We start from the raw sequence: 19148 nt of genomic DNA on the forward strand, positions 1-19148 counted from the left end.
TTAAAACGTGGTCTTGACGGAGAAAGCCAGGTAATCCCGGTCTTTCAGCGATTGCTCGTAATTGAACTGGCTGGCCGCGTCGAGGTTGGTGTTCTCGGGGCCGTAGTAGTGCGTGTACGTCAGGCCCGCGGTAATGCGGTCCAGGTAGGTGGCGGTAATGCCGATGTTCATATCGCCGCCGTTGTCTGGCCCGAAAGAGCTGACAACCGCCGATTTACCCATAGGGAAATAGCTCAGGCCAACCGGAATGCTGATATCGATGCCGGGGAAGAACTGGCGGTAGGTCGGCGTGTAAACCATCTTCATGCCGAGGCCGTCGCGGGTGGCATTGGGGTCGAGGGCGTCGTGGTTTTTGGTCACGCTGAGCAGACGGTTCCAGGCGACCTCACCGACAAAGGCGGACTCCTGGGCAAGGAAGTTCGGCCCGAACGAAGCCAGCACGTTGAGGTTGACGTGAGCCGTACGGCCGACGGCGTACAGCGGATGACTGTCGTTGTCGGCCTCCACACCCGGCAGGACGGTGACACCGTTGGACACCAGCGGCATGTTCCAGCGCATCGACGCTTCACCGGCAAAGCTGTATTCATCGACAGTCGTCGAGAAACTGGTACCCAAGGCGCGGATGTCTTCCGGGTAGACCCAGTAGTAGTCGCCGATTTGTCCGGTGCTGAAGTTCGGCGTACCGGTGGACGGTTTCAGGTACAGCTTGGGGGTTTTGTCGTGGTACTGGATCGCATACAGGCCGTATTCAACGGTCTCTGCGTTGTACTTCAACTGCAAGCCGCCCTGCCCGGTGTTGCGCGCGTCTTCGTCCTTGCCGTGGAAGAACGCCGCCGGGCTGTCGGGATTGCCCCCCAGGAAGGTGGGAAAGGGTGCGCCCACGATCAGGCGTTCATTGCCTTCACCAATGGTGTCACTGTTGGAGAAATAACTGCCGGCACCCGGCAGGCGTGTCTCTTCCCATTCGAACTGGTAGAACGCGCCGAGCGACACGTCATCGGTCAGTTGGAAGGTGCCCGAGAGTTGATTGACCGGCCGGGTGATCTCCTTGAACTGGGTGTTGGGCACCGACTGCGCCTTGACCACGTCGACCGGCGCCATGCCTCCGGCAATGCCGTTGTTGCCGAAGAACAGGCTTTCGCCCCAGATCAAGCCGTGGCGGCCGGCACGCACGGACGTCGCGCGGTCGGCCACTTCGCCGTTCCAGTACACAAAGGCATCGAGCAATTCACCGTTACCGCCATGCAGCTGGCGGGTGTCATCGGTGAATTGGTCGTAGGCCACGGAGCGTGCGTTGGCGCGTGTTGGATCGTTGTTATCGTTGTCTTGCTGGTATTCGGTGTCGTACCAGGCCGCACCACTGAGGCGCGCGCCGACGTTTTTGAACGACATATCCAGCTCGGAAAGGATGTCCATGCGGTTGGAGATCAGGCCTTTTTTGAAGGCGCGATCACCGTCGTCCTGATTGAGTGCCACCTGCCCCTGGGTCAGTTTGCTGCTGGGATTCTCGGTTCGCCAGGCGGCGCTGTACTTCACGGTGTTATCCCAACGCAGGCTGAAATCCGGATTGCCGGTATCCACCTGAAAGGCATGGGCCGCCTGGCTGAACAGAACCAGGGCCGCGGCCAAACTGAAACCAAAGGGTGCAGACGTGCTGACCGGGCGGCGCGCAAGCGTCGCAGTCGTGGAACTGACCATCGCGTTAACCTCTTGTTTTTATAGTGGTAACTGCTGTGGAGGTGCTGCAGATTCGAATCAGATGGGCTCCGCCGTGCGAGCGAGCATCTGCTTGACCAGGCCAATACGGTCGAACTCGCGGTCGTGCTGCATTTCCTTGTCGCCAGCGAGGATCGAGCTTTCGCTGATGTACTTGCAGCGCTCGAAACGGCGCGCCATAAAGCGCTGGAGCTGTTGTTCAACACCGCCGTCGCCCGTCAGTTCTTCACTGAGCACGATGGCGTCTTCGATCGCCATGCCGGCGCCCTGGCCCAGGTGCGGCGTGGTGGCGTGGGCGGCGTCACCGATCAACAGCACGCGCCCGCGATACCAGGGCTCGTCGACGAACACCACTTCCATCGGCTTGTACACCACCTGGCTGCTGTCGCTGATCTGGTCGCGCAGTTCACCGATCAGGCCGGTAAAACCCTGCAAGCGCTGACGCATTTGCTCGGCCAGCGTCGCGGGGTCCATCCAGGGGTTGGACGGTTCATGGGACGTCAGGAACAGGTACATCAGGTCACCCGCCAGCGGCACCAGACCGGCATTGCCCTCGGCGCTCTGATAGTTGGCCAGGTGATCGATTTGCGGCGCACGAGGGAAGTTGTAGCGCCATACCGCTTGGCCAGTGAAGCGCGGTGTGTAGCTGTCGCCGAACAGCAGATGGCGGACCCTGGAGAACAGACCGTCTGCGCCGACCACCAGGTCGTAGTCACCGCGACTGCCATCGGTAAACAGCACATCCACACTGTCGCCCTGGTCCGCCAGGGACTCGACACTGAGCCCCAGGCGAACCCTGGCGCCCAGCTCAAGGGCGGTTTCACTGAGGACCTTGTGCAAGGCCAGACGCGAGATGCCCACGTTCGCCGGATACTCGGGCCCGGCCAGTCGCTGCCCCGGGATGCGCGCCAGTTGCTGGCCGGCCGGGCCATAAATGGCGACGTCTTCAAAGGCGTACGCGGCATCGAGATAACCGTCGAGCACGCCCAGCCTGGCCATTTCGCGAACCACGTTGCTTTGCTGGATGATGCCGACGCCGTAAACGGTCCACTCTGACTTGAGTTCGATCAGATCGACCTCAATGCCCTTGCGCCGCAGCGCGATGGCCGCACACAAGCCACCGATACCACCGCCCACAATCAGAACTTTGTTCACTGCACTCATGGTTCTCTCACTTTTTATTCTTGTGATTCGATGCAGCGCCGGGCACTGCGTCGTTGGGTTCAGCTTCCGGTCAAAGCAGGGATTTGACTAATCGCGATCAGGGATGCGATGTATCGTCAAACGCGATACCTCGACGTGGGGCGGCGCGACCTCCTTGCCGCGCATTTGCAGCACCAGCCAGCCCTCTTCCACACGCCACGGCAACGCCTCCAGCTTCTGGCCCAGACAAGGGCCGTAGACACATTCGCCGGTGCCAGGCAGAAACTGCGCACCGTGCGCATAACAGACAATCAACTGGCCGTCGGCGGACAGAAAACGGTCTTTGCGGTACTCCAGGCGGACGTCCAGATGCGGGCAACTATTGCGATAAATCCGCAGCTGTCCTTCATGCACCAGGGCAAAAACACTGTCCCTGCCGCGTTGCAATGGATCGAATCCGCGCGCCTGCCCTTCCACCAGTTCGTCCACCCGGCACAGCGGGAAATCGCTGTGGTTCATGACAGAAACCTCGATAGGAGCGAGCTTGCTCCTACAAGTGTTTGGGTGGTGGGCCGCCGGGTGCCCATTTTTCTTTCGAATTGAACAGGAACAGTTGCGAGTTATCCGCCGACAGCGGTGCGCGACGCGCCTCCCAGGCGTCATCGTGCTTGTCCATGTCGGCGTCGTATTCGATGTGGCAACCCAGTGGACTGTTGAAGTACCAGAACCAGTTGGAACCAAAGAGATGGCGGCCCGGGCCCCAGAAACTGGTCCAGCCTTTTTGCTCGAATCGCGTGCCGGCCAACAGCACCTCGGTGCCGCTGCCCATGTGGAAGGTGAAATGCTCGCACCCCTTCATGTGCGGCGGGGTCTGGATCATGAACAGGCAATGGTGATCATCGGAGCCCGCGGGGCGCATGAACGGCCCGGCGCCGATGAATGTGTCCGTGGTCCTGAAACCCAGGCGTTCGGCGTAGAACGCCTCGGCCCTGGCGGCATCCGGCACGAAATAAACCACGTGGGACAAGGTACGCGGCACAGCACTCATGTCGAGGGTAATGCCCGGCTGATTCAGCGGGCGCTGCGGTGCGTTGCCAGCGGCATTGGTCAAATCGTCCGGCGCGCTGTAGGCCTTGCGCACAGTGACTTGAAAGGCGATTGCAAAGCCCATGTCGTCAACACTGTGCAGCACGCCGTTGTCGTCACGGATGACCTGGCGATCCCGCGCCAGTTCGTCTTCGATTGCATCCAGATCCGCTGGGCTGGCAACGCCATAGATGGTTTCGCGAATCGACGGGGCCGGGCCGATAGCGACTGGCAAGGTCGGATCGTCCGCCCGGCGAATGATCACGGCAGTGCCGTCCAACGCTTCAAAACGCCCGCCATTGTCGTCGACGGCAACGGGCGCAAGGCCATAGTCACGCAGACAGGCCGTACAGGCTTGGATGTCATCGACGCCAAAGATCAGGGCATCAAGGCCAATGATGTTCATGGCTACCACTCCATTGAAATTAGAATCCGGAGACCGCTGCCGCCGACTCGACCATGTCGATCGACGATGCAGGGAACCCGGTGGTGGTGTCGGCAAGAAGTCCGACTGCGGCGAAGATTGACCTGCGCTTTGGCAACTGACTAATCGAGTGTCGGGATGCGACCTATCGGCAAACGCGATACCTGATTGCAGGGGATGAGGCTGCATGGACGGGTTGACGCGGCGATGTATTCATCCGAATGTATCGCGAAAATAAATACAAAGACGGACCTGCCCGATGCGTTTCAACCACCTGGATTTGAACCTCTTGGTCGCCCTCGATGTGTTGCTCGAGGAGCAGAACATCACTCGCGCCGCCGAACGCCTGCACATGACGCAGTCCGCCACCAGCGGAGTTCTGGGGCGCCTGCGGACCTATTTCGAAGATGAATTGCTGGTGCAGGTCGGGCGCAAAATGCAGCCGACCCCCTTTGCCCTGGAACTGGTCCACCCGGTGCGCGAAGTGCTGCTGACGATCAAGTCCTCGATTACCGCCAAACCGGTGTTCGCACCCACCACCAGCAAGCGGCACTTCCGCCTCGTGACCTCGGATTACCTGATCAGCGTCCTGTTTGCCCAGGTGATTCAGAAGATTCACCAGGAAGCACCGAACATCACCTTCGAGATGCTCGGCCCTGGCGACAATTCCGGTGAGCTGCTGATTCGCGGGGAAGTCGATTTGATGATCGTGCCTGAGCGCTACATCATCGAAGGCCACCCTTCCAAATTGCTTTTTGAAGAAGAACACGTCTGCGTGGTGTGGCAAGGCAATACCCTGGTCGGCGAGAGCTTGACCCTCGAGCAGTACATGGACATGGGCCACGTTTCCGTCGGGTTCGGTCGCAGCCGGCACATGAGCATCGAAGAATGGTTCATGAACCAGTACGGCTTCAACCGCCGACTCGAGGTCATCACCAACGACTTCAATACCCTGCCGCAGCTGGTCGTCGGCACCCAACGCATCGCCACCATGCACCAGCGTCTGGCGCGCCTGTACGCGGAGTACCTGCCACTGCGCATCCTGCCGCCGCCGGTCAGGATTCCGGTGATGCGCGAGTTCATGCTCTGGCACCGCAGCGTGGACGGCGACCCGATGCACCGTTGGCTGCGCGAGCGCATCAGTGAGTTCATCCAGCATCTGGAACAGGATCATATCGGCGCTCGCGATACCTCCCATCCCGAGTCACGATTGGCCAAATAGCCGGTTCGTCCTTAACGTGCCTTGCACACTTCATGGCAAACACAAGGACAACAATAATCATGTTCTGCTATTTCCCAACCAACTATGTGTGGAATCTCTCGGTCGACCTGGCCATCGAAATGGGCGCCCGCATGGGTGAAATCGAAGAGATGTGCGCGCCACTGCAAGAAGCCGCCAAACAACCTGATGCTGCCGGGACCCAGGCGTTCCGCGAAACCTGGTCGAAGATGGCCGACAAACTCTGCGGTCTGGCCGAAGAAGATGAAAGTAAAGGCCGGCTGTTGTCCGCCGGTGAAAAGTACAACCGCGCCGCGACCTACTACCTTACGTGTGAACGCCTGCAAGCCCATGGCGCAGCAGGCCGTACCGAGTTGTACCAACGCTTTTTGCAGACCTTCAAACGCGGCATCGAACTGTCCCGGGAAAACTGCGAGCGGGTTGAAATCCCCTACGAGGGCAAACACATTTCCGGCCTGCTGGTACGTGCCGAAGGCGTAAACGGCCCGGCACCGCTGCTGGTGCAGGTCAATGGCCTGGACTCCACCAAAGAGATGAAATACCGCGTCGGCCTGCCTGCCTGGCTGGCTAGGCGTGGCGTGTCATCCCTGATCATCGATCAGCCCGGCACGGGCGAAGCGCTGCGCCTGCACAACCTGATTGCCCGTTACGACAGTGAGCACTGGGCCAGCCGTGTGGTCGACTGGCTGGAGACCCGTAGCGATGTGGATGCCAAACGCATTGGCCTGGAAGGGGTCTCACTGGGCGGTTACTACTGCCCGCGCGCAGTGGCCTTTGAGCCGCGCTTCGCTTGCGGCGTGGTGTGGGGCGCCAACCACGACTGGCGCGATGTGCAAAAGCGTCGCCTGGAAAAAGAAGGCAGCTTCCCCGTTCCACACTATTGGTCGCACGTGTGCTGGGTATGGGGGGCAAAGGATGTCGAGGAATTCATGACCATCGCCGAAAACGTTCATCTGGACGGCGTGCTCGATCGCATCAAGGTGCCATTCCTGGTGACCCACGGTGAAAAGGATTCGCAGATCCCACTGAAATGGGCGCAGCGCACCTACGAACAATTGGTCAACAGCCCGAAACGCGAGCTGAAGATCTTCACCGAGCGCGAAGGCGGCGTGCAGCATTCCAGCTTCGATAACAGCATCAACGCCGGGCAGTACATTGCCGACTGGGTTGCCGAAATCCTGGATGGCCACACCGCCTGACTTGCCGGCGAAAGCGTCGGCACATTCAACATCACTGGCGCCTGACATGCCGCCATCGCGAGCAGGCTCGCTCCCACAAGGGATTGGCGGTGTATGCATAGGCCGGGTTCGCCACACATCTGTGGGAGCTGGCTTGCCAGCGATCCGTGCACAAGGCTGCAAAACGCCGGATAGCCTTGGGGGCTTTCCGGCGTTTTGCATTGACGGGAAATCGAGGTCAGTTGGGGGCTCGGGTGCCGTGGAATGAACTGATCTGCCAGCCCTTGTCACCGAGCGTCCAGACCTGCGTGGCAAACCCGTCACCGCGCATCGACTGGACGCCGCCGCGCTTGCGTAAGGTGTTGCATTGCGTACCGGTCATGACCGCCAGATGCTCGCCGTAGAAACGGATCAGCAACTGGCCGCGCTCAATGTCCAGATACTGCACGGCGCTTTTTGCATACTCCAGGTAATCCGCCTTGCCTTGCACCAGGCCCGTGGTGTGCACATACACCAGGTCATCGGCGAACAACTCGGCGACGCGCGGGTAATCTTCCTCAACCAATGCCCGGCGGCGTTCCTGCTCAAGTGCCAGGAGTTGGTTTCTTACAGTTGCGGTGCTCATGGGAATGACTCTCTGTGGTTGACGAGCGCGCACCATAGATCGACGATCCGCCCCATAAAAAATCGCCGATCACGATGCCAGCCATCGTCACTCGCAATACCCGCTCATTGCGCTCTGTCACTGGCGCAACACCCCCGCTCCTGCTGGCGCTCCGCACCTATTGATCCCATCAATACCCGGGCATCGATGCAATCTGTTGGTGGTGGCTTTGGCAGCGCCCTAGCCTCGCTTCGCATAACAACAGCCAAAGCGAAAACACCATGACCGCCCTGCACCTGAAATGCCAGACACTGTTCGACGGCACTGGCCTGGAAACACGCCAGCAGCAAACGCTGGTCGTAGAAAACGGCCTGCTCAGTTACGTCGGTCCGACGGCGACCGCGCCCCAGCCGCAGCCCGGTGATGCCCAGGTGGATGCGGGCGACAACTTTGTCATGCCGGGGCTGGTGGATGTGCACACCCACCTGGCGTTCGGTAACGCACAAAGCGAAGAAGACATCGATCTGTGGACCAGCGACGAATTCCGCGCGTTGCGCGGCATGTTCTTCGCGCAACACGTGCTGGCGGCGGGCGTCACCAGCATGGTCTGTCCCGGCGACAGCGGTCAGCTCAGTATCGCGGTGCGCAATGCCATTACCGCCGGTTTGTTCGAAGGGCCGCGCATTGCTGCCAGCAGCCGGGTGATCACCAATCGACAGAGTCTCAACGACTGGTTCCCGAGCCGGGTCGGCGCTCCTGAGTACTTCACCGCGCAACTGGTCACCAGCCGCAGCGATGCACTGGCGGAAATCCGCAAGCAGGCCAAGGACGGCGTTGACCTGATCAAGATCGCCATGGACGGCACCCACCGCCGCCCGAACGGCGACATCATCGCCGCCTTCACCGCCGAAGAAACCCGAGAGATGGTCGAAGAAGCCCATCGCCTGGGCTGCAAAGTGGCCACCCACGCCTATGGTCGCGAAGCCGTGATGTACGCGGCCCGCGCCGGGGTTGATCTGGTGTTTCATGCCTTCTACATGGACGATGCGTGCATTGAGGCCTTGCTCGACGCCGGCAGCATCCTCGCGCCGACCATGACCTTCCCGCAAAACACCGTGGACTTCTGCCAGCCTCACGATCCGGCCATCAGCACCGGATACGCCGGCTACTGCGCACGCACCCTGGAAGTCGGCTCGGCGGTGCTCAAGCGGGCCAAGGCCGCCGGTGTGCCGTTCGCCTGTGGCAGTGACAGCGGTTTCGCCGTGACGCCCTACGGCGAGTGGCACGCCCGTGAACTGGAACTGCTGGTCACTCGCCTGGGCTTTACTCCGGCAGAAGCGCTGTACGCCGCTACCGCCGTCGGCGCGCGCTGCATGCCACGGGGGGAGACCCTCGGCAGCCTCGAAGTGGGCAAGCAGGCAGACTTCCTCTTGCTCGACGGATCGCCCTTGCACGACATCCGCATTCTGCAGGACCGTTCGCGCCTCAAGGCCGTGTACAAGGCCGGCCAGTCGGTGCGCATGGACCGTAGCCCCTACAACCCCAAGCAAGTGTCCGATTTCAATTCGCTGAAATGGACCGACCTTTACACCCGCGACCGCGTTGCCCAGCTGGGCAAGTGGGCCCTGTGAGGACCGACACCATGCAACGACTCGATTTGCTCACCGCCACCCGGATCGCCAGCCACGCCATCGGCCATGCCCGAGAAACCGGGTTCAAACCCTTGGCTGTCGCCGTCCTGGACGCCGCCGGTCATCCGCTGGCAGTCTTGCGCGACGAACACGCCAGCTTCCTTCGCCCACAAATCGCCACCGGCAAGGCACGCGGATGCCTGGGCATGGGTTTTGGCGGGCGGGAGTTGGCGCGACGCGCGCAAGTGATGCCAGCGTTTTTCGACGCCATAAACAGCCTGACCGGCGGTGAAGTCATTCCCGTAGCCGGCGGTGTCCTGATTCGCAATGCCGAGGGCTGGATCCTCGGCGCGATCGGCATCAGCGGCGACACGTCGGACAATGACGAACGGTGCGCCTTGCGGGCAATCGACCAGGCCGGGCTGGTGGCGGATCACGGGGATCAGCCGGCAGGCTGATCCACTTGGTCATGATCAAGCCGCGCGGCCTGCTCCAGCAAGAGGCCGCGAAACCACAGCATGGCCGGATCGCGTTCTTGATAGGGGTGCCATTGCAGCACTTGCACGGCGTCGGGAAAAGCCAGCGGTGCGGGGTGGATACGCAGCCCATAGTGCTCGGCAAAACGCCGGGCCTGGCGGCGAAACACGGTAGCGATCCGCGCGGTGCCGACGATAAATTCCGGCATCAACACGAAGCTTTCCAGGGCCACCGCCACTCGTCGTTGAATACCCAGCTCGTGCAGGTGCACCGCGTCCATCGCCAGATTCTGGCCATCGGCAAACTCACGCACCACATGCTCCGCCTCGCAATAGCTGGCCAGGCTCAGGCCGTCGGCGAACCGCGCCTGACGCGCGCAGACGATGCAGCAAAGCTGGTCACTCATTAACGGTACATGGGGGTAAGCCGGGTTCAACCGGCGCTGCGGCACGATCACACAATCACTGCGCCGGTAATCGAGCGCTTCGCTGACCACATCGCCGTCACGCGGCACCGGCAGGTCCCGCAGCGTCAGGCGCACGCCAGGGGCGATGCGTGCCAGCTCAAGACTGACCGCCGGCAGCAGCACCCCCGCCACGTAATCGGAGGCCACTAGTGTGAAGTGCCGCGTACAACGGGCCGGGTCAAAGTTGACCGGCGCATCGACAATCTCCCGGGTCAATGCCAGCGCTTCGCGCACTTTGGGCAGCAGCTCCAACCCTAATGCAGTGGGTTCCAGACGCCGCCCGACCTGAACCAGCAACGGATCATTGAAATGCTCACGCAACCGTGCGAGCGCCGAGCTGGTTGCCGACTGGCCCAGGCACAAACGTTCCGCGGCCCGGCTGACGCTGCACTCGCCGAGCAAGGCATCCAGGGCAACCAGCAGGTTAAGGTCGAGACGTCGATACCGCATGCGGTTCCCGTTACAGGTTGAATTTGAGGGGCAAGTTGCAACCTTAACGAGTCGGGCATGGGTGCACCAATCGCGTCAGTCGTTGCCAGATATCGCCAATCGAGATACCCGCTGGCGCCATAGCGCGGTGCAGCATCGGCGCTCTCTGAAAAATCCCCCCAAACGCTTACAATCGCCCCCTTCACCGCAAATCAGCAGGCAACAAGGTTATGGCGCTCGACCCTCCTACGATGTTGACAATCTCGATCGCCCTCGCCGCGGCCGCCGCCCTGTATCTGGCGGTCGAGTGGCGCAGCATCCGTGAATCTTCGCTGCTGTTCTGGAGCGCGGGCTTCGCCACGATCACCGTGGGATCGACGCTCGCCTTGCTGCGCATGAGTGGCCTTTTGTTGATTGGCATCTGGTTTGCCAACGGCCTGCTGGTCATGGCCCACTGGCTGTTCCTGCTGGGCGTCGCGCGCTTCACCCGGATACGCCTGTCCCGCGCCTGGTGGCTGATCGTCGTCGCCTGGTTTGCGCTGCTGGCACTGCCGGACGACCCCTCGTGGTCGAAGATCATGCTGGTGGCCAATTCGTTGCTGGTGGCGCTGCCGACGCTTCGCGCCAGTTTGCTCCTGCGCCCCCATGGCAAGTCATTGAGCGTGGGCGCGGTGCAGCTGCGCTATGTGCTGCTGGTCCACGGTTTGTTCTATCTGGCCAAGGCCATCTCGGTGGTTATTCCGGGCACGCTGATCGATCTTGCGTCCCTGCGTGGCGAGATCATTCAGATTTCACTGGTCGAAGGCGCCATGGCGATCATGCTGATCGCCCTCTCGATGACCGGGACCGAGCGCCATCGACGCGAGGAGCAGATTGCACGGCTGGCCGCCCATGATCCCTTGACCGCCCTGTACAACCGTCGCGCCCTCGAAGTGCGCGCACCGCGCCTGTTGGCAGAAGTCTCGAGCACTCGCCCGGGCGCCCTGCTGCTGATTGATATCGACAACTTCAAACTGGTCAATGACCTCTATGGTCATACCGCCGGCGACCGCCTGCTCGTCGCCTTGAGCGAGATGATTCGTTCGGTATTGCCACAAGGGGCTCTGGCGGCCCGGCTGGGTGGAGACGAGTTCGTCATCCTGCTGAACAACGCGTCGAATGAGCGCATCGTGGAGTTGGGCAATACCCTGCGCGACCGCTTTCACAGCACGGCCTCACAAACCTTCGTCACGCCCGAAGCGGTGACCCTGAGCATCGGTGCCGACCTGTTCGACCATCCGCCCTCCAGCCTGGCGGCCTTGATCGAACACGGCGATGCGGCGCTCTACGAGTCCAAGCGCGGCGGACGCGACAGCATCCGCCTGGTGGATCGAACCCTGCCGGTCACGAGCCCGGCAGCAGGCCCTTGACGGCCGGGCTCAGGCCACTTGCATCAGCTTCGCATAAGCCTGCAGGTGGTGATCATCGTCACCGAACTGGCGAGCAACCATCAGCAGATGCTTGGCATGGTGCGACAACATGTACTCCCAGGTCAGGCCGATCCCGCCATGCAACTGGATGCCCTGGTCCGCGACAAAACGACTGGCGCGGCTGACGATGAACTTGGCCGCCGCGAGGAGGCGGCTGCGCTCGTGACTGTCCTCCTGATCCGCCACGCAGGCGGCCAGTAGCGTCATGGACGTGGCCTGATCCAGCTCCATGCGCATATCGACCATCCGGTGTTGCAACACCTGGAACTTGCCGATCGGCTGGCCAAATTGCTGACGGGTTTTCAGGTAGTCGAGGGTCAAGGCGCACGCGGCTTCCATACTGCCCACGGCTTCTGCGCATTGCGCGGCGATGCAACGACCCTGCTGGTAGCGAAGCGCCGGCAGGGCCTGCCCCACTGAACCCAAAACCGCGTCGCACTTGACGAACACCTCATCGAGGTACAGCTCACAGGCCTTGCGTCCGTCCATCGTTGCGAACGTACGCCGGCGCACGCCGTTGTGCTGTGGATCGACCAGAAACAGGCTGATGCCCTGCTCGTCACGGGTGCCGTGGCCGGTACGCGCCGAGACCAGGATCAAACCGGCGCTCTGGCCGCCAATGACGACCGACTTGCGACCGTTGAGCTTCCAGCCTCCCGTCACCGCCACGGCAGTGGTCTGCACGTCATGCAACTGGTAATGACTCTGGGGTTCATCCACGGCGACCGCCATCTGTAAGCTGGCGCTGCCCAGTTGCGCGAGCAGCCTTTCTTTCTGCGCCTCAGTGCCCAATTGGCTGATCAGGCCACCGGCGAAAATCACCGAATGCAGATAGGGTTCCAGGCACAGGCCACGACCCAGCTCGGTCATGATCAGCATGTTTTCCACGCCACTGCCGCCAAATCCGCCATACGCCTCGGCGAAGGGCACGGCGCAAAGGCCCAGGTCTCCCAGTTGCTGCATGAACGCGCGGCTGAAACCGGGCTCGCTTTGGCTGAACGCTTCGCGCTGTTCGAAACCGTAGGTGTCACGCACCAACCTGGCGGCGGTGTCTTGCAGCATCAGCTGCTCTTCTGTCAGTTGGAAATCCATGGTGGCCCCTTACAGTTCGAGAATCATTTTCGCGATGATGTTCTTCTGGATCTCGTTGGCCCCACCGTAGATCGAGGCCTTGCGCGCATCCAGATACTGATAGGTGGCCGCGCTGCTGTAGTCGGTGTACAGCAACGCCTCGCTGCCGTAACCCAACTCATCCTCGATGAACGGCAAGGCATAGGGCCCTACTGCTTTGCTGATCAACCAGGTGATCGCCTGACGAATCTCGGTGCCCTTGATCTTCAGGAACGAACTCTCCGCGCCCGGTACGCCGCCATCGCGAACCGCCGCCAGGGTCCGCAGGCTGCTCATTTCAGCGGCCATCAACTGCATTTCGACTTCGGCGACCTGTGCCCTGAACAGCGGGTCGTCGATCAATGGCCGACCATCGCGCCGTTCTTCGCTGGCCATGCGTTTGAGACGGCTGAGCAGCGCCTTGTTGTGCGCAATACCGCCAATGCTGGTGCGTTCATGGGTCAGCAAATACTTGGCGCAGGTCCAGCCCTGATTTTCCTCGCCCACCAGATTGGCCACCGGCACCCGCACGTTATCGAAGAACACTTCGTTGACTTCATGCTCGCCGTCGAGGGTGATGATCGGCCGCACGGTGATGCCCGGGGTCTTCATATCCAGCAGCAGAAAGGAAATACCGCGCTGCTGCCGGGCATCCGGGTCGGTGCGTACCAGACAGAACATCCAGTCGGCATAGTGCGCATACGTGGTCCAGGTCTTCTGCCCGTTGACCACATAGTGATCGCCCTCGCGCACCGCGCGGGTTTTCAACGAGGACAGGTCGGAGCCCGCGCCCGGTTCGGAGTAACCCTGGCACCACCAGTCATCACAGGTGAGGATGCGCGGCAGAAACCTTGCTTTCTGCTCGGCCGTGCCGAACTTCATAATGACCGGAGCCACCATTTTCAAACCGAAGGAGGACACCTTCGGCGCGCCGGCGACAAAGCATTCCTCGTCGAAAATATGCTTCTGCACATCGTTCCAACCGGTACCGCCGAACTCGACAGGCCAGCCTGGGGCCAGCCAGCCTTGCCGGTTGAGTGTGCGCATCCATTGCACTTGATGCTCTTTACTCAAGCGTTTGCCCTGGGAAATGCGCTCGGCGAATTCGCTTGGCAAGTTGTCACGCAGCCAGCCACGAACATCCTCGCGAAAGGCGCGCTCGTCCGCTGTGAAATCAATGTCCATCAATGAACTCCAAAAACGCAAGGGTGAGCAGGTACTCGAATACTGCTGAAACCCTGTAGGAGCGAGCTTGCTCGCGAAAAACCCGAGAACGCTGCGCAGTGTCAGGCTGCCAGCGTTTTCGTTGACAACCATCGCGAGCGAGCTCGCTCCTACAAGGGCAGTTAAGGGACTTACTCGTCGAAAATGATCACCGAGCGCGCCAGCTCGCCACGACGCAGCTCATCGAACGCATCGTTGATCTGTTCCAGCTTGATGCGCTGGGAAATCATTTCGTCGAGCTTGAGCTTGCCGGCCATGTAGAAGTCCACCAGGCGCGGCATGTCCACCGGGAAGCGGTTGGAGCCCATCAGCGAGCCCTGGATACGGCGTTCGTGCAGCAGTTGCAGCGGGTCCAGCTCGATTTTCAGGCCGGGCTTGAGCATGCCGATCACGGTGGCGGTGCCGCCGCGCGCCAGCATGGCGAACGCTTGCTCGGCGGTTTGCTTGAGGCCGATGCATTCGAAAGCGTGGTGCACACCGCCACGGGTCAGTTCCATCACTTGTTTGGCGGCATCGCCATCCTTGCCATTGATCAGGTCGGTGGCGCCGAACTGCCTGGCCAATTCCAGTTTCGAATCGAGCATGTCGATGGCGATGATCCGCCCTGCCCCGGCCAGCGCCGCGCCGTTGATGGCCGCCAGGCCGATACCGCCGCAACCAATGACCGCCACGGTTTCACCCGGGCGCACTTTGGCAGTGTTGAATACCGCGCCGGTACCGGTCGTCACAGCGCAACCGAGCAGCGCCGCACGGTCCAGCGGCATGTCGCGACGGATCGCAACGCAGGCGTTTTCGTGCACCAGCATCTGCTCGGCAAAGCCGGACAGGTTGACGAACTGAGGGATCGGCTTTTGCACGTAGGTCAGGCGCGATTCCTCGTCCTTGCCACGCTTGGTTTCCGGCGACACGCAGCGCGCCAGATGGCCGGTCACACAGTGATCGCAGTGGCCGCAGAACACGGTCAGGCAGGTCACCACATGATCGCCCGGCTTGACCGAGCGCACTTCGGAACCGACCTGTTCGACCACGCCGGCCGCTTCATGGCCCAGTACCAGTGGCCCCGGGTACGGGAACGAACCGTCGATGACATGCAGGTCAGAATGGCAGACACCGACCGCTTTGGTGCGGATCAGCACTTCACGGGGGCCGGGTTTGCTGATGCCCACTTCTTCAATGACCAGCGGGGCTCCAACCTGGTGGAATACGGCAGCTTTCATGGCAGTTCTCTCAAGAATGAATGGGGGTTCAGGCCGGATTGGGCACGTTGCGCAGCACGGCTTTGGCGTGGCTGAAGGTGCGGAAGCCATCGATGCCGTGATAGGCACCCATGCCGCTCTGGCCGACGCCGCCGAACGGCAGGCCTTCGGTACTGGCATGGCTCAATACGCCGTTGAGGGTCACGCCGCCGGAACAGGTACGGGTCAGCACCAAAGCTTCTTCGGCGGCATCGTTGCCGAAGTAGTACAGGGCCAACGGGCGCGGCCGCGCGTTGATCAGGGCAATCACCTCGTCGATGGTGTCGTAGGGTTTGATTGGCAGCAGCGGGCCGAAAATCTCGTCCTGCATCACTTGCAGATCGTTGCCAGGGTCGCGCAGCAGGGTCGGCACAATCTTGTTGAGCTTGCCGTCGCTGAAATCTTCCGCGGCCGCGTTCAGTTCGATCAGCTCGACACCGGCCTCGCGCGCTTCGCTCAGGTAACCCAGCAAGCGTTCGTAGTGACGGCTGTTAATGATCGAGGTGTAGTCGGGATTGTCCTTGAGCGTCGGCAGGAAGCCGGCGACCACCGCTTTGGCGATGGCGATGAAGGTATCCACCGACTCCCGTGGCACGAACACGTAGTCCGGCGCGACGCACAGCTGACCGGCGTTGAGCAGCTTGCCGACGACCGTCTTGGCCACCGCATCCTTGAAGTCTGCCGTGCGAGAAATAATGGTCGGCGACTTGCCGCCCAGTTCCAGGGTCACCGGCACCAGGTTTTCCGCCGCTGCGCGCAACACGTGCTTGCCGATGCTGGTGGCGCCGGTGAACAGCAGGTGATCGAACGGCTGGCCGCAAAACGCCTGGCCGACGTCTGCACCGCCCATTACCACCGCTACCTCGTCTTCGGCATAGACCGAGCGGATCAGTCGCGCGATCAGGGCCGAGGTATGCGGGGTGAATTCCGAGGGTTTGATCATCACCCGGTTGCCGGCGGCCAGGGCACCGGCAAGGCCGCTGAACACCATGTAGCCAGGGACGTTCCAGGCGGTCACGATACCCACCACACCGAGCGGCTGGTATTGAACCCAGGCTTCACCGGCCCTGGCCTGACGTTTTTCCGGGCGCATCCACTCGGCCAGTTCGGCCTTGGTCTGCTTGAGGGTTGCCAGCGGCGACAGCACCTCACTGCCCTTCGAGAATCCAGGGCTGCGATGGCCGAAGTCCGCCGTCAGGGCGTCGATGATTTCCTGTTCGTGGTTGACCAGCAAGCTGATCGCCCGATCGAGCAGCTCACCGCGTTGCCCGGCCGTCCAGGGCTCATTGGCCAGGAAGGCCGCCCGCTGTTTTTCCAGAACCGTGCGGATGTCCGTGCTCGTCCAACTCTCGATGGCGCTCATCTATACCTCTCTTGTTGTTGTCTGGACGCCACCGCGATTGCGCAGCACTGCGTCAGGGCTGCCTGCATGGTTGATCATCGGTCGCGCCGCGCCGCCACCCGGATCAGGTGGGTGGCGTTTTCAGCCGCTCGGTTCAGGCCAGGATGCCCATCGCCTTGGCACTGTTGATGGCCTGGGTTCGACGGCAGGCGCCGAGCTTGACGTTGATGTTCTTGGCGTGGGTCTTGACGGTATTGACCGAAATGAACAGACGATGGCCGACTTCGCGCACCGACATGCCTTCGGCCAGCAACTTGAGTACCGACACTTCGCGGGGCGTCAGGCCGTCCTGGTAATCCGGCACGCCGCTGACATGCGCCACCGGGGATTTGTCGCTGTCGGCCTCGCATTCCCGGGACAGGTTGCGGGCTTTTTGCAGGGCGATCGGACGCTGGTAACACGCACGGTCGATCTTGCCCCAGTGCATGCGCCGCTCGGCCTCGTGCAGCAGCAGATGCGCCTTTTCGACCTCATCGTTGCGCGAAGCGATCTCGGACAACAGCAGGTAGGCGTTGAGCACGAACGGCGCACAACAGTCGCGTACTTGCAAAAGCCCGTCCTGCACTACTTGCCGGGCCTCTTCGATTTGACCTTGCTGTAACAGCAGCTCGCCTTGCAGGAACATCAGGCGACCGAGCAGTGGATAAGGCTGAGTCCTGCTGCCCGTCAGTTGCGAAAGCTCGGTTCGCAACAGCGATTGGGCCAATCCCGACTGCCCTTGAAGCAGCATCAAGCGCACTCGATCAGTGTTCACCAGTACCTCGGCCTCCCGACTGCCCTGGCGCCGCGCCAGCTCCAGGGAATGCTCCAGCAACACTTGGGCTTCGTTCAGCTCGCCGGTGTTCATGGCGATACGCGCCAGGGTGCAGTGGCACAGCAGCACCGACAGCCAGTCTTGTGCGGTCAGGTAACGCAGGGCGGCATGGCAATGCAGACGCGCCTGTTCGGCATCGCCGCGCAACGCCTGCAAGGTCCCATACAATGCCTGCCAGTTCGCCAGCAAACGCTGACTGCGGTGAGGGTCGGGCAGCGGCAGGAAGTGCCCGAGGCGTTGCAGACACTCCTCGGCTTCATCCAGGCGGCCACTGAACAGCAACGCCTTGGCGCACAAATAGATCAACCGCGAACTGCTCTGGAGCAATTGCGGTTCGATGCGTTCGCGCCAGTCCAGGAAGCGGTCCAGATGCCGCTCGCTCAGAATCCAGCTCAGCCACAACCGCTCCATGTAGTTCGCGGCCACCTCAGGCTGGTCGGCACTGAGCGCCTGCTCGACCGCATCATCGACTTGCCCCAGCACACTGAGCAACTGGCAGGCGCGCAAGCGCAGCCGATTCAACGGCGCGCCGCTCAAGCGGTCTTGCAGCGCCTGCGCCACCGCCGGCAACACGAGAAACCAGCCGGGCTGATGATCGATCGGAACCAGAAACGCCTGGGCGTCGAGCAGGCTCTTGAACACCCGGGCGCCCTGCTGTTCTTCCCAGAGTTGCTCGCAAAGGTCGGCGCTGGCCTTGGACAAATGGGCCAGGCCGAAGAGGACCTCGCACTGTTCTTCGCTCAGGCGCGACAACAGTTCACGTTCGAGGTAGGGGCCGAGTAATGCCGTGGGCAGCAAACGAACCCCGGCGCACCAGCCGGCCGTTTGATGCCACAACTGTTCCCGCGAGGCAGTGTCCGCAGCAGGCGCCAGCAGATTGACCAGCGACTCGAATTCATCAGGACGCAGGGCCAGTTGCCGGGCATCCAGCTCGAGCAATTCGCCTCTGAGCATCAGCTGCGGCAGGTTCCATTCGGGGCGCTGGCGGCAGGTGACCAGCACTTGCAATTGCGGGTTGTCGAGGGACAGGAGCTGGTCGAACCAGTGGTTCAGGTCGGCCGGCATCTCAGGGGGCAAATCATCGAAGACCAGGCGAAGCGGGCCGGCAGTTACAGATTCATTGCCAGGGAAGGCCTCATCGCGGGCAAGCCCGCTCCCACAAGGGAATGCGGTCGACCGGGGGAGCGGCGATGGGCCAGTCACCCAGTCCCTTGTGTCTATCAATGTCAGAAAGGCATCGGGTGCTGTATCAGGTGCCAGGCCCAAGGCATCAGCCAGCATCAAGCACAAGGATTCCAGCGTCTGCGCTTGGCCGCCAAGACTCACCCAGACCACCCGCCCGGGCGCGGCCAAGTCCCGCAAATACTCGCGCAATAACGCTGTTTTTCCGTAACCGGCAGGGGCGCAAAGCAGTTGCAAGCGGCGCTGCTCGCGCTTGAGTACGTCGCACAGATGCGGCCGTGGCACAAACATGGCGGACCTCGCTGATGGTGTGTGGAT

Annotated in this window: 16 protein-coding genes; 5 read left to right on the plus strand and 11 right to left on the minus strand. The window is 61.6% G+C overall.

All coding sequences use genetic code 11. From position 1 onward, the window contains the following. From ACGJAX_RS24125 to ACGJAX_RS24140, 4 genes are all read right to left on the minus strand, one after another. The gene (locus ACGJAX_RS24125) at positions 1 to 1698 is read right to left on the minus strand and encodes a DUF1302 domain-containing protein (RefSeq protein WP_090320379.1); all 1698 of its coding nucleotides are present in this window, start codon (positions 1696 to 1698) and stop codon (positions 1 to 3) included. A 57-nt stretch (positions 1699 to 1755) separates the two neighbouring features. Beyond that, on the minus strand, positions 1756 to 2880 hold the full coding sequence (locus tag ACGJAX_RS24130; RefSeq protein ID WP_090320376.1) for an FAD-dependent oxidoreductase: 1125 nt from the start codon (positions 2878 to 2880) through the stop codon (positions 1756 to 1758). 87 nt (positions 2881 to 2967) lie between these two features. Beyond that, positions 2968 to 3378 (minus strand): Rieske (2Fe-2S) protein, encoded by a 411-nt coding sequence (locus ACGJAX_RS24135; RefSeq protein WP_090320373.1) that lies wholly within the window; start codon positions 3376 to 3378, stop codon positions 2968 to 2970. Positions 3379 to 3409: 31 nt separating this feature from the next. Continuing rightward, on the minus strand, positions 3410 to 4351 hold the full coding sequence (locus tag ACGJAX_RS24140; RefSeq protein WP_390956432.1) for a VOC family protein: 942 nt from the start codon (positions 4349 to 4351) through the stop codon (positions 3410 to 3412). Positions 4352 to 4628: 277 nt separating this feature from the next. Between ACGJAX_RS24140 and ACGJAX_RS24145 the strand changes: the two genes are divergently transcribed. Together ACGJAX_RS24145 and ACGJAX_RS24150 are read left to right on the plus strand one after the other, a co-directional pair. After that, the gene (locus ACGJAX_RS24145; RefSeq protein WP_390956433.1) at positions 4629 to 5591 is read left to right on the plus strand and encodes a LysR substrate-binding domain-containing protein; all 963 of its coding nucleotides are present in this window, start codon (positions 4629 to 4631) and stop codon (positions 5589 to 5591) included. A gap of 59 nt (positions 5592 to 5650) precedes the next feature. After that, positions 5651 to 6808 carry a prolyl oligopeptidase family serine peptidase gene (locus ACGJAX_RS24150; RefSeq protein ID WP_390956434.1) on the plus strand — a complete coding sequence of 386 codons (1158 nt, stop codon included), beginning with the start codon at positions 5651 to 5653 and terminating at the stop codon, positions 6806 to 6808. 217 nt (positions 6809 to 7025) lie between these two features. On the opposite strand, the gene ACGJAX_RS24155 is transcribed toward ACGJAX_RS24150, so the two are convergent. Further along, complete coding sequence (locus ACGJAX_RS24155) at positions 7026 to 7412, minus strand: DUF4440 domain-containing protein (RefSeq protein WP_390956435.1); 387 nt, start codon at positions 7410 to 7412, stop codon at positions 7026 to 7028. A gap of 260 nt (positions 7413 to 7672) precedes the next feature. Here ACGJAX_RS24155 and ACGJAX_RS24160 point away from each other — a divergent pair, with 260 nt between their 5' ends. Both ACGJAX_RS24160 and ACGJAX_RS24165 read left to right on the plus strand, forming a co-directional pair. Beyond that, positions 7673 to 9022 carry an amidohydrolase family protein gene (locus tag ACGJAX_RS24160; protein ID WP_390956436.1) on the plus strand — a complete coding sequence of 450 codons (1350 nt, stop codon included), beginning with the start codon at positions 7673 to 7675 and terminating at the stop codon, positions 9020 to 9022. Positions 9023 to 9033: 11 nt separating this feature from the next. Then, complete coding sequence (locus ACGJAX_RS24165; protein WP_090320355.1) at positions 9034 to 9480, plus strand: heme-binding protein; 447 nt, start codon at positions 9034 to 9036, stop codon at positions 9478 to 9480. Here ACGJAX_RS24165 and ACGJAX_RS24170 read toward each other — a convergent pair. Continuing rightward, the gene (locus ACGJAX_RS24170) at positions 9465 to 10415 is read right to left on the minus strand and encodes a LysR family transcriptional regulator (protein ID WP_390956437.1); all 951 of its coding nucleotides are present in this window, start codon (positions 10413 to 10415) and stop codon (positions 9465 to 9467) included. The genes ACGJAX_RS24165 and ACGJAX_RS24170 overlap by 16 nt on opposite strands. A gap of 209 nt (positions 10416 to 10624) precedes the next feature. On the opposite strand from ACGJAX_RS24170, the gene ACGJAX_RS24175 reads away from it, so the two are divergent. Next, positions 10625 to 11803 (plus strand): diguanylate cyclase domain-containing protein, encoded by a 1179-nt coding sequence (locus ACGJAX_RS24175; protein ID WP_390956438.1) that lies wholly within the window; start codon positions 10625 to 10627, stop codon positions 11801 to 11803. 9 nt (positions 11804 to 11812) lie between these two features. Here ACGJAX_RS24175 and ACGJAX_RS24180 read toward each other — a convergent pair whose 3' ends face one another. The 5 genes from ACGJAX_RS24180 to ACGJAX_RS24200 form a co-directional block, all read right to left on the minus strand. Continuing rightward, complete coding sequence (locus tag ACGJAX_RS24180; protein WP_390956439.1) at positions 11813 to 12955, minus strand: acyl-CoA dehydrogenase family protein; 1143 nt, start codon at positions 12953 to 12955, stop codon at positions 11813 to 11815. A gap of 9 nt (positions 12956 to 12964) precedes the next feature. Continuing rightward, entirely contained in the window at positions 12965 to 14158 is a 1194-nt protein-coding gene (locus ACGJAX_RS24185; protein WP_390956440.1) for an acyl-CoA dehydrogenase family protein, read from the minus strand. A gap of 170 nt (positions 14159 to 14328) precedes the next feature. Next, on the minus strand, positions 14329 to 15414 hold the full coding sequence (locus ACGJAX_RS24190) for a Zn-dependent alcohol dehydrogenase (protein ID WP_247254938.1): 1086 nt from the start codon (positions 15412 to 15414) through the stop codon (positions 14329 to 14331). Positions 15415 to 15442: 28 nt separating this feature from the next. Next, positions 15443 to 16795, minus strand: coding sequence for an aldehyde dehydrogenase family protein (locus ACGJAX_RS24195; protein WP_390956441.1), 1353 nt, complete (start codon positions 16793 to 16795; stop codon positions 15443 to 15445). Positions 16796 to 16928: 133 nt separating this feature from the next. Then, entirely contained in the window at positions 16929 to 19121 is a 2193-nt protein-coding gene (locus ACGJAX_RS24200) for a LuxR C-terminal-related transcriptional regulator (protein WP_390956442.1), read from the minus strand. Positions 19122 to 19148 lie beyond the last annotated feature (27 nt).

The organism is Pseudomonas moorei (genome assembly GCF_042846945.1).
In the GTDB taxonomy this organism is placed as follows: domain Bacteria; phylum Pseudomonadota; class Gammaproteobacteria; order Pseudomonadales; family Pseudomonadaceae; genus Aquipseudomonas; species Aquipseudomonas moorei.

Excerpts from the sequence above, each read along its gene's own strand:
- ACGJAX_RS24195 (WP_390956441.1), bottom strand. The coding sequence starts at position 16,795 with ATGAGCGCCATCGAGAGTTGGACGAGCACGGACATCCGCACGGTTCTG.
- ACGJAX_RS24145 (WP_390956433.1), top strand. The coding sequence starts at position 4,629 with ATGCGTTTCAACCACCTGGATTTGAACCTCTTGGTCGCCCTCGATGTG.
- ACGJAX_RS24135 (WP_090320373.1), bottom strand. The coding sequence starts at position 3,378 with ATGAACCACAGCGATTTCCCGCTGTGCCGGGTGGACGAACTGGTGGAA.
- ACGJAX_RS24165 (WP_090320355.1), top strand. The coding sequence starts at position 9,034 with ATGCAACGACTCGATTTGCTCACCGCCACCCGGATCGCCAGCCACGCC.
- ACGJAX_RS24125 (WP_090320379.1), bottom strand. The coding sequence starts at position 1,698 with ATGGTCAGTTCCACGACTGCGACGCTTGCGCGCCGCCCGGTCAGCACG.
- ACGJAX_RS24140 (WP_390956432.1), bottom strand. The coding sequence starts at position 4,351 with ATGAACATCATTGGCCTTGATGCCCTGATCTTTGGCGTCGATGACATC.
- ACGJAX_RS24185 (WP_390956440.1), bottom strand. The coding sequence starts at position 14,158 with ATGGACATTGATTTCACAGCGGACGAGCGCGCCTTTCGCGAGGATGTT.
- ACGJAX_RS24155 (WP_390956435.1), bottom strand. The coding sequence starts at position 7,412 with ATGAGCACCGCAACTGTAAGAAACCAACTCCTGGCACTTGAGCAGGAA.
- ACGJAX_RS24150 (WP_390956434.1), top strand. The coding sequence starts at position 5,651 with ATGTTCTGCTATTTCCCAACCAACTATGTGTGGAATCTCTCGGTCGAC.
- ACGJAX_RS24175 (WP_390956438.1), top strand. The coding sequence starts at position 10,625 with ATGGCGCTCGACCCTCCTACGATGTTGACAATCTCGATCGCCCTCGCC.
- ACGJAX_RS24200 (WP_390956442.1), bottom strand. The coding sequence starts at position 19,121 with ATGTTTGTGCCACGGCCGCATCTGTGCGACGTACTCAAGCGCGAGCAG.
- ACGJAX_RS24180 (WP_390956439.1), bottom strand. The coding sequence starts at position 12,955 with ATGGATTTCCAACTGACAGAAGAGCAGCTGATGCTGCAAGACACCGCC.
- ACGJAX_RS24130 (WP_090320376.1), bottom strand. The coding sequence starts at position 2,880 with ATGAGTGCAGTGAACAAAGTTCTGATTGTGGGCGGTGGTATCGGTGGC.
- ACGJAX_RS24170 (WP_390956437.1), bottom strand. The coding sequence starts at position 10,415 with ATGCGGTATCGACGTCTCGACCTTAACCTGCTGGTTGCCCTGGATGCC.
- ACGJAX_RS24190 (WP_247254938.1), bottom strand. The coding sequence starts at position 15,414 with ATGAAAGCTGCCGTATTCCACCAGGTTGGAGCCCCGCTGGTCATTGAA.
- ACGJAX_RS24160 (WP_390956436.1), top strand. The coding sequence starts at position 7,673 with ATGACCGCCCTGCACCTGAAATGCCAGACACTGTTCGACGGCACTGGC.